The sequence below is a fragment of the Mesorhizobium sp. B2-3-7 genome (genome assembly GCF_006442695.1).
Taxonomy (GTDB): Bacteria; Pseudomonadota; Alphaproteobacteria; order Rhizobiales; family Rhizobiaceae; genus Mesorhizobium.
In genome coordinates, this window is the sequence record NZ_VFVV01000022.1 from 23,279 (window position 1) to 37,649 (window position 14,371).

At 61.1% G+C, this 14,371-nt stretch carries 14 protein-coding genes; 8 read left to right on the forward strand and 6 right to left on the reverse strand.

The window, feature by feature from the left end; genetic code table 11:
* Positions 1-58 precede the first annotated feature (58 nt).
* The 5 genes from FJ940_RS28010 to FJ940_RS28030 all read right to left on the reverse strand — a co-directional run bounded on the left by FJ940_RS28010 (position 59) and on the right by FJ940_RS28030 (position 5,053).
* Positions 59-1,258: a mandelate racemase/muconate lactonizing enzyme family protein gene (locus FJ940_RS28010; RefSeq protein WP_140496529.1), complete on the reverse strand. Its 1,200-nt coding sequence runs from the start codon at positions 1,256-1,258 to the stop codon at positions 59-61.
* Between the two features lie 9 nt (positions 1,259-1,267).
* Positions 1,268-1,594, reverse strand: coding sequence for an NIPSNAP family protein (locus FJ940_RS28015; protein ID WP_140496531.1), 327 nt, complete (start codon positions 1,592-1,594; stop codon positions 1,268-1,270).
* Positions 1,595-1,696: 102 nt separating this feature from the next.
* Positions 1,697-3,058, reverse strand: a complete 1,362-nt coding sequence (locus FJ940_RS28020; RefSeq protein ID WP_140580357.1) for a mandelate racemase/muconate lactonizing enzyme family protein — start codon at positions 3,056-3,058, stop codon at positions 1,697-1,699.
* A gap of 65 nt (positions 3,059-3,123) precedes the next feature.
* The gene (locus tag FJ940_RS28025; protein ID WP_140658554.1) at positions 3,124-4,290 is read right to left on the reverse strand and encodes a mandelate racemase/muconate lactonizing enzyme family protein; all 1,167 of its coding nucleotides are present in this window, start codon (positions 4,288-4,290) and stop codon (positions 3,124-3,126) included.
* Between the two features lie 52 nt (positions 4,291-4,342).
* Positions 4,343-5,053: a GntR family transcriptional regulator gene (locus FJ940_RS28030; RefSeq protein WP_140496537.1), complete on the reverse strand. Its 711-nt coding sequence runs from the start codon at positions 5,051-5,053 to the stop codon at positions 4,343-4,345.
* A 214-nt stretch (positions 5,054-5,267) separates the two neighbouring features.
* Here FJ940_RS28030 and FJ940_RS28035 point away from each other — a divergent pair, with 214 nt between their 5' ends.
* The 6 genes from FJ940_RS28035 to FJ940_RS28060 all read left to right on the forward strand — a co-directional run bounded on the left by FJ940_RS28035 (position 5,268) and on the right by FJ940_RS28060 (position 11,739).
* Positions 5,268-6,746: a sugar ABC transporter substrate-binding protein gene (locus FJ940_RS28035; protein WP_140513311.1), complete on the forward strand. Its 1,479-nt coding sequence runs from the start codon at positions 5,268-5,270 to the stop codon at positions 6,744-6,746.
* Between the two features lie 78 nt (positions 6,747-6,824).
* Positions 6,825-7,784 (forward strand): sugar ABC transporter permease, encoded by a 960-nt coding sequence (locus tag FJ940_RS28040; protein WP_140557668.1) that lies wholly within the window; start codon positions 6,825-6,827, stop codon positions 7,782-7,784.
* Positions 7,781-8,671 (forward strand): carbohydrate ABC transporter permease, encoded by an 891-nt coding sequence (locus FJ940_RS28045; RefSeq protein ID WP_140496543.1) that lies wholly within the window; start codon positions 7,781-7,783, stop codon positions 8,669-8,671. The genes FJ940_RS28040 and FJ940_RS28045 overlap by 4 nt, the downstream gene beginning before the upstream one ends.
* A 10-nt stretch (positions 8,672-8,681) precedes the next feature.
* Positions 8,682-9,779, forward strand: a complete 1,098-nt coding sequence (locus tag FJ940_RS28050) for an ABC transporter ATP-binding protein (RefSeq protein ID WP_140658555.1) — start codon at positions 8,682-8,684, stop codon at positions 9,777-9,779.
* 31 nt (positions 9,780-9,810) lie between these two features.
* A complete protein-coding gene (locus FJ940_RS28055) occupies positions 9,811-10,974 on the forward strand; it encodes a mandelate racemase/muconate lactonizing enzyme family protein (RefSeq protein ID WP_140658557.1) in 1,164 nt (387 codons plus the stop codon).
* A 24-nt stretch (positions 10,975-10,998) separates the two neighbouring features.
* Positions 10,999-11,739 (forward strand): ribonuclease activity regulator RraA, encoded by a 741-nt coding sequence (locus FJ940_RS28060; protein ID WP_140496549.1) that lies wholly within the window; start codon positions 10,999-11,001, stop codon positions 11,737-11,739.
* Positions 11,740-12,502: 763 nt separating this feature from the next.
* On the opposite strand, the gene FJ940_RS28065 is transcribed toward FJ940_RS28060, so the two are convergent.
* A complete protein-coding gene (locus tag FJ940_RS28065; protein ID WP_140513305.1) occupies positions 12,503-12,904 on the reverse strand; it encodes a hypothetical protein in 402 nt (133 codons plus the stop codon).
* Between FJ940_RS28065 and FJ940_RS28070 the strand changes: the two genes are divergently transcribed.
* Together FJ940_RS28070 and FJ940_RS28075 are read left to right on the forward strand one after the other, a co-directional pair.
* Positions 12,891-13,235: a hypothetical protein gene (locus tag FJ940_RS28070; protein ID WP_140496551.1), complete on the forward strand. Its 345-nt coding sequence runs from the start codon at positions 12,891-12,893 to the stop codon at positions 13,233-13,235. The two genes, FJ940_RS28065 and FJ940_RS28070, sit on opposite strands and share 14 nt — an antisense overlap.
* A gap of 107 nt (positions 13,236-13,342) precedes the next feature.
* A protein-coding gene (locus FJ940_RS28075) for an IS630 family transposase (RefSeq protein WP_140658559.1) occupies positions 13,343-14,291 on the forward strand; the annotation gives its coding sequence in 2 pieces (ribosomal slippage) (positions 13,343-13,678 and positions 13,680-14,291; 948 coding nt in all).
* The last annotated feature ends 80 nt before the right edge of the window (positions 14,292-14,371 follow it).

Below are 14,371 nucleotides of genomic sequence, written 5' to 3' on the forward strand. Positions count from 1 at the left end.
TACCGATGAGAATGTAGCGGCGCGGTCGGCGTGGTTCCGGTGACGAAAGAAGAGGGGTTCAATCAAAGAAGCCCGTATCCTCTTCCCTGAGATACTTCCTGGCTGCTTCGGCGTCGATATCGAGGCCCAGTCCCGGCGCTTCCAGCAGGTCCACCATGCTGTCCTTCACGATCTGCGACGGCAGGCCGATCACGAGATCCTCCCACCAGGGGTCAGAGGCGCTCGGATATTCGAAGGCGATGTAGTTGGCGGGCAAGGTGGCGCAAACATTGATCAGCGCGCCGAGGCCCAGCAGGCCATTCGCGGTGCCGTGCGGCGCCATCAGGATCGAGTGCATGTAGGCATGCTCGGCGACCCATTTGAGTTCGGCAATACCGCCGATATCGGCAGGATCGGGGCCGATGACGCGCACGGCCTGCGTCTCGATCAGCTCCTTGAAATTGTGCCGCAAGTAGATCTGCTCGCCGGTATGGATCGGCGTCGAGGTGGAGGTTGTCAGCTCCCGATAGGCCTGCGGATTGACCCACGGCACATAGTCGCCGGTCAGCATGTCCTCGAGCCACATCAAATTGTACTTCTCCACCGCGCGAGCGAACTTGATCGCATCGGGCAGCATCCAGCCCGGGCCGCAGTCGAGCGCCAGGCTGACCTTGTCGCCCAGCACTTCCTTCATGGCGATCACGCAGTCGAGCATGTGGTTGAAACCGCGCTCGCTGATCACGCCCTGATCCATGGCACCGTGATAGCCGGCCTTCTTCTGCGTCACGCCATAATGGAAGTCCTCGATGCTGTCCTTCATGTTCGAGTGGAACGAGATTCCTTGCTTGACCATGAAGAAGTTCTGCGGCTGCTCCATCATCCATTTGACGTCGGCCGCATAATCCTCCGGCCGGTCGCCCGCGCGTTTCCGGCGGATCGAGCCGTTATAGACGCGCACCTTGTCGCGCACCTTGCCGCCGAGCAGTTTGTAGGCCGGCACGCCAGCGGCCTTGCCGGCAATGTCCCACAGCGCATGCTCGATCGCGGAGACGGCGGCGCCATAGGGCTTGAACGAACCTCGCTGGCGGATCTTCAGCATCACCCGCTCGACGTCGGTCGGATCCTCGCCGATCAGCGCCTCGCGGAAATGCAGCACAAAGGGCTTGAGATAGGTCTTTGTGAACTCGACCTCGCCAAGGCCATGGAGGCCCTCGTCAGTGACGACGCGAACGATGGGATGCCGCCCGATGACGGCGCAGCGCAGGTCGGTGATCTTCATGGCACAGTCCTATTTCACAGACGAGAAAGCTGTCGGTGTGAGCAGCTGGCTGGCGATATTGGCAACGATCTGCCCGTCACGCTCAGACTCGTCCCGGGCCCTGTGCCATGCCGGATCGGTGACGAAAGCCGCCCATTTCGCCTCACGCTCGGCCAGCGATTCCCAGGCGAGGAAATAGGTAAGGCGATTGCTGTTTTCGCCGATCGCCGTGGTGAAAAACCCGGCTTGGCGGATGCCATGCCTCTCCCAGATGGCCAGCGTCTGGTCGGAAAAGCGCTTGAGCAAAGCCGGCAGCCTGCCCGGCAGGCAGTCATAGATACGCAGTTCGTAGATCATGGTTTCGTCCGTTTCTTTCTTCGCCTCTCCCCTCGGAGAGGGCGACACGAATGGTCGGTCGTTGGCCCTGTGAGCTTGAGGAATGAGGGCTGGGCGTCTGGGCTAACTCCAGGTCCGGTCCCAGCTATATTCATTGTCCCAATGCTCGGTGGATTGCCAGATGCCGGTGACACCCGGCTGCAGATGCTGCGAGATCACCTCGTCTACGACGTCGTCGATCCCCAGACCCGGCTTGTCCGGAACAGTGATGAACCCGTCCTGCACGAGCGGCTTGGGAAGGCCGGTGACGATATCGTCCCACCAGTCGACATCGGCGGAGTGGTATTCGAGCGCCATGAAGTTCTCGGTCGCGGTGGCGACATGGGCCGCGGCCATCGCGGCGATTGGACTTTCGGCCATGTGGATGGCCATGGCAACGCCGTGATCCTGCGCCATGTCGCCGATCTTCTTGGTCTCCAGGATGCCCCCGCTGGTGAGCAGGTCCGGGTGGATAATGGAGAGGCCACCGCTCTTGAGCAGCGGTTCGAACCCCTCCTTGAGGTAAATGTCCTCGCCGGTGCAGATGGGCACCGTGGTGGCGTCCTGCAACTGCCGGTACTGCTCGGTGTACTGCCAGGGGATTACATCCTCGAGCCAGGCCGGCACGTATTTTTCAATTCGCCTGGCGAGCCGAATGCCGTTCTGGAGTGAGATGTGGCCGACGTGGTCGATAGCGAGCGGGATCTCCATGCCGATGACCTCGCGAACTTCGGCAATGTACTGCTCGAGCAGGTCGAGGCCCTTGTCGGAAAAATGGAGGCCGGTAAACGGGTGGGCGACATTATGCAGGTCGTAGGCCGCGTTGCGGGCGCGCCGCTCATCAACGGTCTTGAGCGGGCCGCGGGCAGGATGAACGCGATAGCCTTCGAGTGAGCCGGCAGGAGACACGACCGCGCCGGGCACATCCGCGATCTGCATCAGCCCCAGATCCATCTTGAGGAAGGTGAAGCCGAGCTCCATGCGCTGCTTGAGACGTTTGCCGGTCTCTGTGCCGCTCGGCACGGTTGCATCGGTATCGCAATAGAGGCGCACCTTCTCCCGAAACCGGCCGCCGAGCATCTGGTAGATCGGAACGCCATAGGCCTTGCCGGCGAGATCCCATAGCGCGATTTCGACCGCCGAGACGCCGCCGCCTTGCCGGCCGTGCCCGCCGAACTGCTTGATCCGGCGAAACAGGCGATCGATGTTGCAGGGATTCTCGCCAAGCAACCGGCTCTTCAGCATCAGCGCGTAGGTGGCGCTGGCCCCGTCGCGCACCTCGCCAAGGCCGACGATGCCCTGGTTGGTGTAGATCTTGAGCAGCGCCGTTGTGAACGGTGCGCCGACGATTTCAGCCACCCGCATGTCGGTGATGCGAAGATCGGACGGCTTGGAGTTCATGTTCACCCGATCAAGGGCTTCGTCGGCTCCACCGGTCTTGGGCATCACTTATCCTCGTTTTGGTAGGCGGGCTTTTCGGCGGCATGCAGCCCGACATCAGGCGACATGCGTCAGCCCAGCTCAATCTCGTGGGCTTGCAGGTACTCACGGTCCATCTCGATGCCGAGACCGGGCCTCGACGTCAGTTTGAGGCTGCCGTTCGAAACGTCGAGCGGTGTGTCGATGAGATGATCGTATTTACCCAGGTTCCACTCCGACGTCTCGAGCTTGTAGAAGTTAGGAACTGTCATCATCACCTGCGCGCCCGCCACCACGTTGATCGGCCCCGCGGCGTCATGCGGCGAGACCGGGACGTAGTAGGCTTCGCACAGGGCAGAGATCTTCTTGAGTTCGGTAATGCCGCCGGTCCAGGTGACGTCAGGCATGATGTAGTCAGCGAGCTTGTTTTCGAGCACCGGCACGAAGTCCCACTTCGTGTGGCCGCGTTCGCCCCACGAGATGGCGACGCTGACCTTGTCACGCACCTGCTTGAGGGCATTGAGGCTCTCGGGCGGGCAAGGCTCCTCGAACCAGTCGATCTGGCCGGCTTCCTCGAGGCTTCGGCAGAGGCGAATGGCGGTCGGAACGTCGAAACGGCCGTGCGCATCGATGAGGATATCGACATCAGGGCCCGCCGTTTCGCGGATCAGAGCCGTGAGTTCGGCCGCTTCGCGCTCGTCCTTGCGGGTCATGCTGCCATCGAGGTAGCCGTCCCGCTGTTCGCGCGACACGCCATCGGCGCCACGTCGCTGATGCGGGAAAGGATCAAACTTGAGCGCGGTGTGTCCGGACTCGACGATGTCCCGAATTTCGCGGACCACCGCCTCCTTGCTGGTAAATTTGGACTGGTTGGGATGGGTGTAGAGCGCGATTTCATCGCGCACCGGCCCGCCCAGCAGCTCGTAGATCGGCTTGCCCAAAACTTTGCCCCGGATGTCCCAGAGAGCTATGTCGATGGCGCTCACGCATTCGACCGCGGCGCCGCGGCTGCCCATATAGGTGAAGCTGCGGAAAATCTTGTGCCAGAGATGCTCGATCCGGGCCGGGTCCTCGCCGGTCACGGCGGCGCCGATCTGCCGCAGGATCGTGCAGAGCGCGCGGTTGGCGAGCTTGGTGGTGGTCGTGATCTCTCCCCAGCCGCTCACCCCCTCGTCGGTCGTCACTTCGACGAACAGGTACTCTCCCCAATAGGACGCATCGGACTTGATCAGCCACGGCCGAATGCTCGTAATTTTCATGTCAGCTACCTCTGTCTGATCGTCGGGCTAGCGATGTTCTGGAACGGGCATTCTATCCGGCCCGAGCGGCGTTGCGCGCACGCATATGTTCGAGGATGTGCCGGCCGGAGCCCTCGACATGGCGAGCAACGAGTTCGGCCGCCTTGTCGGCGTCTCCGGCTTTTACGAACGCGATGAGCTCGCGGTGCTCGCGAATGATCGCGGCACGCCGGGCAAGCGTGAAATTGAAACGCCGGCTCACGGCTCGCAGCACTTCACGATGCTTCCACCAAAGCTCGGCGGCATGGCGGTTGTAATGCCGCTGGTACATCACGGTGTGGAAGGCGGTATCCAGCTCGCTGTGCCTGAACGTATCGGCGAAGTTGTTCTCTTCAATCAGGTCCTGGAGACGTTGGAGTTCGGCGATGTCCTCGCCGGTGGCCATATTCACAAACCATCGCGTCAGGGCCGGCTCGATCAGAACGCCGATCTCATAAATGTCGCGGACAAACTCCTGATCGATAGGCCGGACGCGCGCTCCGCGGTTGGGGAGAAAGGTGACAAAGCCTTCGCCGCGCAACAGCTGCAAGGCTTCGCGCACGGGGTTGGTCGAGGTGCCGTGGCGCCGGGCGAGATCAGTGACCACGAGCCGTTCGTTGGCGGCAAGCCGTCCCTCGATGATGTCTTCCCTGATCAGCTCATAAAGCGAGGCGCCCTCGCTGGACGCTCCTATGGGGTCAATCCCCACCGGTGGCTTGGCTTTGAAATCGTTTGGTTCGGCCAAGGCCGGCTCCCCTGGATTAATACACACCCTTTCCGATTAACACGCAAAGTTTCGATAAACAATGTACGATCTAACGCGTTGACAGGCAATTCATGATCTGAAAACGTACAAGGCTCCCGAACGGGTACACAGATACAAAGACGTCCTGCGATCAAACGAGCAAGACCGCTTTGCCTCGCCGCAAAGCGGCATGGGAGAACCAGGGAGGATACCTATGACGAGGATTATACTCGGCAGTGCGGTCCTGCGCGGCACTGTCGCCAGCGTTTTGGCGGCATCGCTGATGTCCACATCGGCGCTGGGCGCGCCACCGGTCGACCTCAGCAAGTGGTCGCCGGAATATGTCCGCGCCATTGCGGGAACACAGGATTTCGACACGGCGGCCGATTGTGCCAAGGTCACCCCGCTGGACTACAAGGGGCGACTGACCTTCTGGTATCAGGGCGTGTTCGAGGGCGACCCCGACCTCCTGCGCCAGTACTACAAGGAATTCTTCGAAACCTTCCGCAAGACCTATCCAAACATCCAGCTCGAGGAGCAAGCCCTCACCTATAACGACCTTCTCGACAAGTTCCGCACCGCGCTCCTCGGCAATGCCGCGCCGATGGCGGTCCGCTTGCAAATCCTGGGTGGTACCGAATTCGCTTCAAAAGGCTATCTGCAGCCGCTGAAGCCCGAGGATGTGGGCTATTCGACCGAGGACTTCTGGCCCGGCGCCATGAAGGCCGTGACCTGGGACGGGGTGACCTACGGCATTCCAACCAACAACGAAACGATGGCGTTCATCTGGAACGCCGACATCTTCAAACGCGCCGGCCTCGATCCGGACAAGCCACCGGCAACCTGGGACGACGTCATCAAGTACTCCAAGCAGATCCACGACAAGCTCGGCATTGCCGGGTATGGCCTCGTGGCTCGCAAGAATGCCGGCAATACGCCGTATCGCTTCATGCCGCAGCTATGGGCCTATGGTGGCGGCGTCTTCGACGAAGCGGCGGCAAACCCGACCTATGAGCAGGTCGAGCTGAACAGCCCGCAGAGCAAGGCGGCGCTGCAGGCTTCCTACGACATGTATGTTCGCGACAAGTCGGTTCCGGTTTCGGCACTCACCAACCAGCAGGCCGATAACCAGCCCCTGTTCGTCGCCGGCCAACTCGGCATGATGATCTCGCACCCGTCCGACTACAATGTCATGCTCGACCTGCAGAAGAAGGCGACGGGCACCGACAAGGACAAGGCGCAGACCGTCATAGACAACATGCGCTACGGCCTGATCCCGGCCGGGCCCGACGGCAAGCGCGCGGTCGTGTTCGGCGGCTCGAACATCCACATCCTGAAGCCCGAATATGTCGAAGGCGGCAAGGTAGACGAGCCGGCGGCGAAGGCTATCATCTGCATGTGGACGAGCCCTGAATGGTCGCTGAAGATGGCCTATGCCGGATCGAATCCCGGCAACCTGAACGGCTTCAAGACCAAATGGATGAAGGAACGTCTGGACAACATCAAATTCCTCGATGTCACGACCTCGATGCTGCCATACGGCATCCCGTTCCCGGCGCTGCCGCAGGCCCCGGAGATCATGAACATCATCGTCCCGGACATGCTGCAGAATGCTCTGACCGGAGCGATGACCGTCGACCAGGCGGCGGACGACGCGGCCCAGAAGGTGAAAGACCTGATGGGCGGGCTCTAGCCTGCGCCTGACCCACGACCTGACCGGCTGCGCTGACAGCGCAGTCGGTTCGTTCCGAAGAAACAAGGGCATACCATCGTGACGATCGTGACCGGCAAGGCCGAGGCGCGCCGAAAATTGCAACCCGGCAGGTCCGGTGCGCTGCGGAATATCTGGGAGCATCGCGCCGACTACGCGTACGTGCTGCCCGCGATCGCCGTGATGCTCATCGTCATCGCCTATCCGATCTACTACACGATCGAGCTGTCGTTCTATAAGACGCCGCCCGGCTTGCAGCTTCGTGACAAGACCTTCATCGGCTTCGACAACTACACGGCCATCCTCACCAGCGAGGTGTTCTGGAAAGTCACCTGGAACACGCTGATCTGGACATTCGGGTCCACCTTCATCTCCTTTGTCCTGGGGTTTGCCACTGCGCTGGCGCTCCACCGCGACTTTATCGGACGCGGTGTGCTGCGCGCTATCCTGATCATTCCCTGGGTCATCAGCGCGGTCGCCGCCTCCTATATCTGGAAGTGGATCTACCATTCGGATTTCGGCATCATCGGCGCAGTGCTGGTCGGCCTCGGATTGGCCGACCGACCGCCGAATTTCATCGACAACGTCAGCACGGTTCTCCCCTCGCTGATCGTCGTCAATATCTGGCGCGAGTTTCCGTTCGCCATGATCATGATGATGGCGGGCCTGCAGACAGTCCCCGAGCAGTTGCTGCTTGCCGCGAAAGTTGACGGAGCCAATGCCTGGCAGCGCTTCTGGCACGTCACCTTCCCGCATCTGCGCAACGTCTCGGTGGTGACGATCCTGCTGCTGGCAGTGGCCAACTTCAATTCCTTCATCATCCCCTGGATCATGACCGGCGGCGGGCCGTCGAACGCATCGCATATCTGGATCACCCATATTTACGAACTCGCCTTCGGCCGGCAGCGCTGGGGCGTGGCATCGGCCTATTCGGTGCTCCTGTTCATCATCCTGATGACGCTGGGCTACTTCTACGTCCGTGCGCTGAGCGGCAACGAGCGGAAGGAGGGCGGCGTATGAGCGCGATTGCCGAGACGGTCTCCCGAGGCCAGACCCGTCGCCGTATGCGCGTCGACGGATGGCGGTGGGCCGGGCGCATCTTCCTCGTTTTCATGCTGCTTTATACGGCGTTGCCGATGATCTGGATGCTGATCACCTCGATCAAATCGGGGTTCGCGGCGACGCAATTCCCGCCGCAATGGTGGCCGGACGAGCCGACCCTCGCCAGCTATCAGAAATTGCTCGATCCGCAGAACAGCGTCGGCCAGGACTTCCTCCGCTTCTTCTGGAACAGCCTGTTCGTGTCGACCGTCACGACAATCCTTTCCGTGATCGTGGCTGTCCCCGCGGCCTACGCTTTTTCGCGCTTCAGTTTCCCCGGACGGAACTTCCTGTTCTTCGCCGTTTTGCTGCGCAACATGTTCCCGGCAGTGATCTTTCTCGTGCCGCTCTTCATCCTGATGCGCGCGATCGGCCTGGTGAACACGCACGGCTCGCTCATTCTCACCTATCTGACCTTCGGGCTGCCGCTGGCGATCTGGCTGCTCAAGGGCTTCTACGACAACATCCCGGTGCAACTCGAGCAGGCGGCGCGCATCGACGGCGCAACGCGGTTCCAGGCCTTCATCCTGATCGTGATGCCGCTCTCGACGCCTGGGATCATCGCCACCGCGATCTATTCCTTCATCGGCGCGTGGAACGAATACATCTACGCCTACACCTTCCTTTCCAAGAACGAGCAATTGACGCTGCCGGTCGGCATCCAGCGCTTCTTCTCGGAAAACACGACGGACTTTCCGGGCCTGATGGCGGCCAGCTTCATGATGAGCGTGCCCGTCGTGGTGCTGTTCCTCGTCCTGCAACGATACTTCGTACGCGCCCTTACAGAAGGCGCGGTCAAGCATTAGGGAGTTGCCGATGGCCCACGTGGTCCTCAAAGATCTCGTCAAGACCTATGGCGGCTTCAAAGCTGTCAACGATGTTTCGCTGACGGTCAATGACGGCGAATTCGTTGCGCTGGTCGGCCCTTCAGGCTGCGGCAAGACAACCACGCTCAATCTCGTCGCGGGGCTGACCTCGATCACATCGGGCGACATCGTCATCGGAGACCAGGTGGTCAATGATCTCGACCCCAAGGACCGGGACATCGCAATGGTGTTCCAGAACTACGCGCTGTACCCGCAGAAATCGGTCTACAAGAACCTGGCGTTCCCGCTGCAGATGCGCAAACTCTCCAGGGACGAGATCGACAAGAAGGTCAGGGAAGCGGCGCGCGTTCTCGACATGACGCACCTGCTCGAGCGCAAACCGCGGGAACTTTCGGGCGGGCAGCAGCAGCGCGTCGCCCTTGGCCGTGCCCTCGTCCGCGACCCCGCTGTGTTCCTCATGGACGAGCCGCTCTCCAACCTCGACGCCAAACTGCGCGTGCAGATGCGATCCGAGATCAAGCGCTTCCACCAGGACCTCAAGGCAACGATCATCTATGTGACGCACGACCAGCTCGAAGCCGTGACCATGGCCGACAAGATGGCGGTGATGAATGGCGGCTATCTGCAGCAATACGATTCACCAGCGCAGGTCTTTGCCCATCCGGTCAACATGTTCGTCGCCAGCTTCATCGGCAGCCCGGCGATGAGCCTTATTCCGCTGGAGGCTTCGACGGCAAACGGCAGCACCGCGCTGACCAGCGCGGAAGGCTGGACCCTTGGACTGTCGCAACTCAACGCGCGCAAGGTCCAGGGAGCGACCACCAAGAAGGTCGTGCTCGGCGCGCGGCACTCGACGATCAAGCTGCACAAAAGCGCGGTCCCGGGCGCCATTCCGGCCAAGGCCTATACGGTGGAGCCGACCGGAGACGTCACCTTCGTGCAAGCATTCCTGTCGGGCGCCATCGTCAACATCAGCGTGTCGCCCAACGTCGCCGTCAAACCTGATGAGCGGATCTGGCTCGAGTTCGACCAGGAGCGGATGCATCTGTTCGACGGCGAAACTGAAATGGCCCTCAAGGCCGACTGAGACAGGGGATGCGCGTGGAACGCGGGCGTGTATGACCAAGAACCTGAAGATCACCGCGATCAAGCCCTACCCGGTATGGGTGGGAACGCGCAACCAGATGCTCGTCAAGGTCGAGACCGACCAGGGTATCTTCGGCTGGGGCGAAAGCGGCTTGAGCGGTCGCGAGAAAGCCGTGGCCGGCGCGGTCGAGCACTACCGCGAGTTTCTCATCGGCTGCGACCCGATGCAGATCGGGCGTATCTGGCAGGAAGTTTACCGCAGTCAGTACTTCGAAGGGGGCCGGGTCCTGCAGGCGGCGATTTCCGCCATCGACATCGCCCTTCATGACATCAAAGGCAAGGCGCTGGGGGTGCCGGTCTACGAGTTGCTTGGCGGCAAGCAGCGCGACCGCGTGCCCACCTTCGCCTCGACCGGAGACGAGGCCGAGGGCGATGTTGCGATCGAACGCGCCCGCGAACTGCGCGCGCAGGGCTGGCAGGCGATCCGCTTCTTCCCCATCGGACAAAGCAGCAAGGACGTCTTCGAGCCGCGTGAATCGATCGGCCCTACCGCGAGCATGCTGAACAAAGCGCGCGAGGCGCTGGGCGATGAGGTGGTGCTCGGCGTCGATTATCATCATCGGCTGTCGGTGGCCGAGGCGGCGAGCTTCTGCAGCAAGCTCGGCCGCGGCGTGCTTGATTTCCTCGAGGAGCCGATACGGGCTGAGACCCCGGAGGCGTACGAGTCCCTTCGTACGATGACCGACATCCCCTTTGCCATCGGCGAGGAATTTGCCAGCAAGTGGCAGTTCCTGCCTTACATCGAGCGCGGCATCCACCAGTTCAACCGGCTCGATGTCTGCAATGTCGGCGGGCTCACCGAGGCGATGAAAGTCGCTGGCTGGAGCGAGGCGCACTATGTGGACCTGATGCCACACAATCCCCTTGGCCCCGTGTGCACGGCCGCAACCGTGCATCTCGCCGCCGCGGTGCCCAACTTCGCGTGGCTCGAGACCAGGATCCCCGAAAGGAAGCTGGGTTTCGACAATTCCGACTTTTTCCCCGTACAGCCAAGGCTCGACGGGACCGATTATCCGGTCAGCGACCTGCCGGGGCTCGGCGTCGAGGTCAATGAAGCGGCGGTCCAGGCGCAGAGTTTCCGTTTCTGGGAAGCGCCACATCTCAAGCGCCGCGACGGCTCTGTCACCAACTGGTAATTCAATTTCAACCGGAGTCCGAAAATGACGCATACTCCCGATATCACGCGGCCGCCCAAGGACCTGATCGACGCGCTAAGGGAGATCGGCGCCGCCACGGTCGCGGGCACACTTGGCCACATGGGCTTTCGCAATCCGCACATGGTCGGCCCGGTGCCGCAGAACCATGGGAAGTCGATCGTCGGGCCGGCACTGACATTGCAGTTCATGCCGCAGAGACCGGACCTCTTCACCGAGGGAGAATATGCCGATCCGGAGACGCAACTTCACAGACATGTGCTCTACCATGCGCAGGAGGGCGACGTGGTCGTCGTCGACGCGCGCGGCGACATGAGCTCCGGTGTCTTCGGCGATATGATGTCGACCTATTTCAAGGGCAGAGGCGGTGCGGGCATCGTCATCGATGGGTGCATGCGCGACCGGCCCAATGTCGAAAAGCTCGACCTGCCTCTTTGGCTGCGCGGCTGGACGCCAAATTATCATGTGCAGACCAGCATCTATCCCAATGCGGTCAACGTTCCGATTGCCTGCGGCGGTGTGACGGTGATCCCCGGCGACATCATCGTCGCCGATGACGACGGGGTGGTGGTGCTTCCCGTCGCAATGGCCCCGAAGGTCATCGAAGAATCCCAGAAACATCACGATTGGGAGGAATTCTCACGAATGAAACTCATGGGGGGCGCGCCGTTGCAACGCTACTATCCACTGCACCCAAGCGCGAACGACGAGTACGAGGCTTGGCGGAAAGCCAACGCCAAACCTTGATAGACAGGATGAGCTGACAGTCGCCAGCGCGCGTCAGCCATTCCCCCTAATTTATCCTGGCGCCGCGCTGTGCGTCGAACAGGTGCGCCTTGCGCATCATCGTCTCCAGCCCGATCTCCTGATCAGGTTTGAATGGCGGCCGATCCCGGCTCTCCGCCCGCTCGTTGACCTAAGCTGGGTTTAATCCCTGGCCACTCCAGACCTGTCCCTGCCGAAAGCTGGCGGCTTTTGCATCGGGAGATACCTGACCGCGCTGGTGGCGACACATTACCGTAACGGAAGCGGTCCTATCATTCATTCGGTGATTTTGGGCGAGGGTCGGGGATCGTCGGCCGGGACCGTCAAAATTAGGGGACCTGATATGGCCACGCAGCTTTGTCACATAGAGACAGCATTCTCGGGAACGGGCTCGGCAATGGCTCCAAAGTTCGCGGAATCATGCGCTTGGGCGAATGCACGAGGCGTAACAATCTATCAGCGTTCAAAAACGGTATGGATCGCGGCCGGCGGCTATCGAGGCCGCGATTTGAAAGTAAAGGGACGGTCGCCTGCCACCGCGCTCGCACTATGGATTGAGGCTGTCCAGTACAGAGGTTCGACATGAGGCTGACCAACGAGGCGTCCAAGGCACGCAAGGAGATCAGCATCCACCGTATCGCCGCCCTGATACCAGCTTAGGATATCGCAGGCCGTCGCCGAAAATCGATCCCCGGCCGAGCTTTGTCCATGCGATCAGCCCGGCCGCTTTGGTCGAGCTGCTTCATCATGAGCCCGCGAGCGCCAGCATGACGCTCGCCCCAAGTGCGGAACGCACCTGGCTCAACATCAAGCGGACGCCCGGAGCTGAAAATTTTACGCGGCCGCGCCTGGCGCCGCGGCTCCGGTCGCGTAAAAATGCTTCTGTCGAAGCTCGAATCAACTCCGCCATCATGTTTTCTCCAGAAGAAACGCCCATATAAAAACAGGTTGGCGGGCCGTTGCCATTCGGGCCGACACCGCTGGCGTTGCGGCGGTGGTCCGAACCCGCCAAAACGGATGGCGCGCCCTGCCGGAACGGTTTGATATCGCGGTCAACACGTAGGGAGAAACACGCGATCGGGTTGCGCTCGGCATGTGTTGATGGTTTGTTGCCGGTCAGCGGAGAACGAGTGATGCGAGAATCCATCGGTCAAGACGAATACGGGTCGACCAGCCCCTTCGATCCGGATGACCTGCCGAATTTGAATGCAATCGGTCCGGCGATGGGCAGCGGCAACGACTTCGAGAGATACGCGGTCGCCGTCATAATCGTGTTCGGCGCCCTGATCATAGGCGGGCTGATGGCCGCGTCGATGACCTTCGGCCACCGCAACGGTTTCCTGTTCGCGCTCGGCGGCGCCACATCGGCCTGGATATCGGGAAACGCGCTTCTGCTCGACCGGCCGCGCATCTACGCACTGTTCGTCGGCATCGCGGCCCTGATGCTGATCGCATCCACCGTCACGCTGATTTCGTGACGGCTTGATCGTCAATTAGAGCATTTCCTATTTTGGGAGAATCGTAGGATTCCCAAAACCGGATGTTTGTGATTCAAGATGCTGGCTGGATTGGAGGCCAGCATCTGATGACGCGAGCGCTTTCAAATGATCTTCGTGAGCGTGCAGTAGCGGCAGTTGTCGACGGGGAGACCTGCCGTGCGGTTGCCTCGCGCTTTGGCGTTGCGGTTTCCTCTGTGGTGAAGTGGTCGCAGCGTTACCGTGCCACCGGCTCGGTGGCGCCGGGCAAGATGGGCGGACACCGTAAGCGCGTTCTGGAGCCCCATCGGGCTTTCATTGTGGAGCGGATCAATCAGACCTCTGAACTGACGCTGCATCGGCTGAAGGACGAGTTGGATGCGCGCGGGATCAAGGTCTCGCACAATACGGTGTGGCTGTTCTTGAGGCGCGAGGGCCTGAGCTTCAAAAAAAACGCTGTTCGCCCTTGAGCAGGCACACGCCGATATTGCCCGCAGGCGTCAGCGATGGCGATCCTGGCAGACCGGCCTCGATCCGCAGTGCCTGGTCTTCATCGATGAGACCTGGATCAAGACCAACATGGCTCCGCTGCGCGGTTGGGGGCCGAAGGGCAAGCGGCTGCGCGGCCTGGCTCCGCACGGCCACTGGCGCACGCTGACCTTCCTCGGCGCGCTGCGCTGGGATCGGCTCACAGCGCCTTGCGTCTTCGACGGCCCGATCAACGGCCAATGCTTCCGGGCCTATGTCGAGCAGCAGCTCATCACGGTGCTGAAGCCCGGCGATATTGTCGTCATGGATAATCTGGGAAGTCATAAGTCGGCGGCCATCAGGCAGATGATCAAAGCTGCCGGCGCCAGGCTTTGGTACCTGCCGCCCTATTCCCCGGACCTCAATCCGATCGAGCAGGCCTTCGCCAAGATCAAACACTGGATGCGCCAAGCTCAGAAACGTACAATCGAGGACACTTGGCGCCACATCGGCCACCTCGTCGAAACAATCGAGGCAGCCGAATGCAGGAACTACTTCGAAAACGCAGGCTACGCTTCCGTCAAGATATGAAACGCTCTAGAGCGGAATGAATTGAGGCTGAATCGGGTGGGATTCCCTAAGGCTTGCAAATCTGATTCAACATGCTGGCT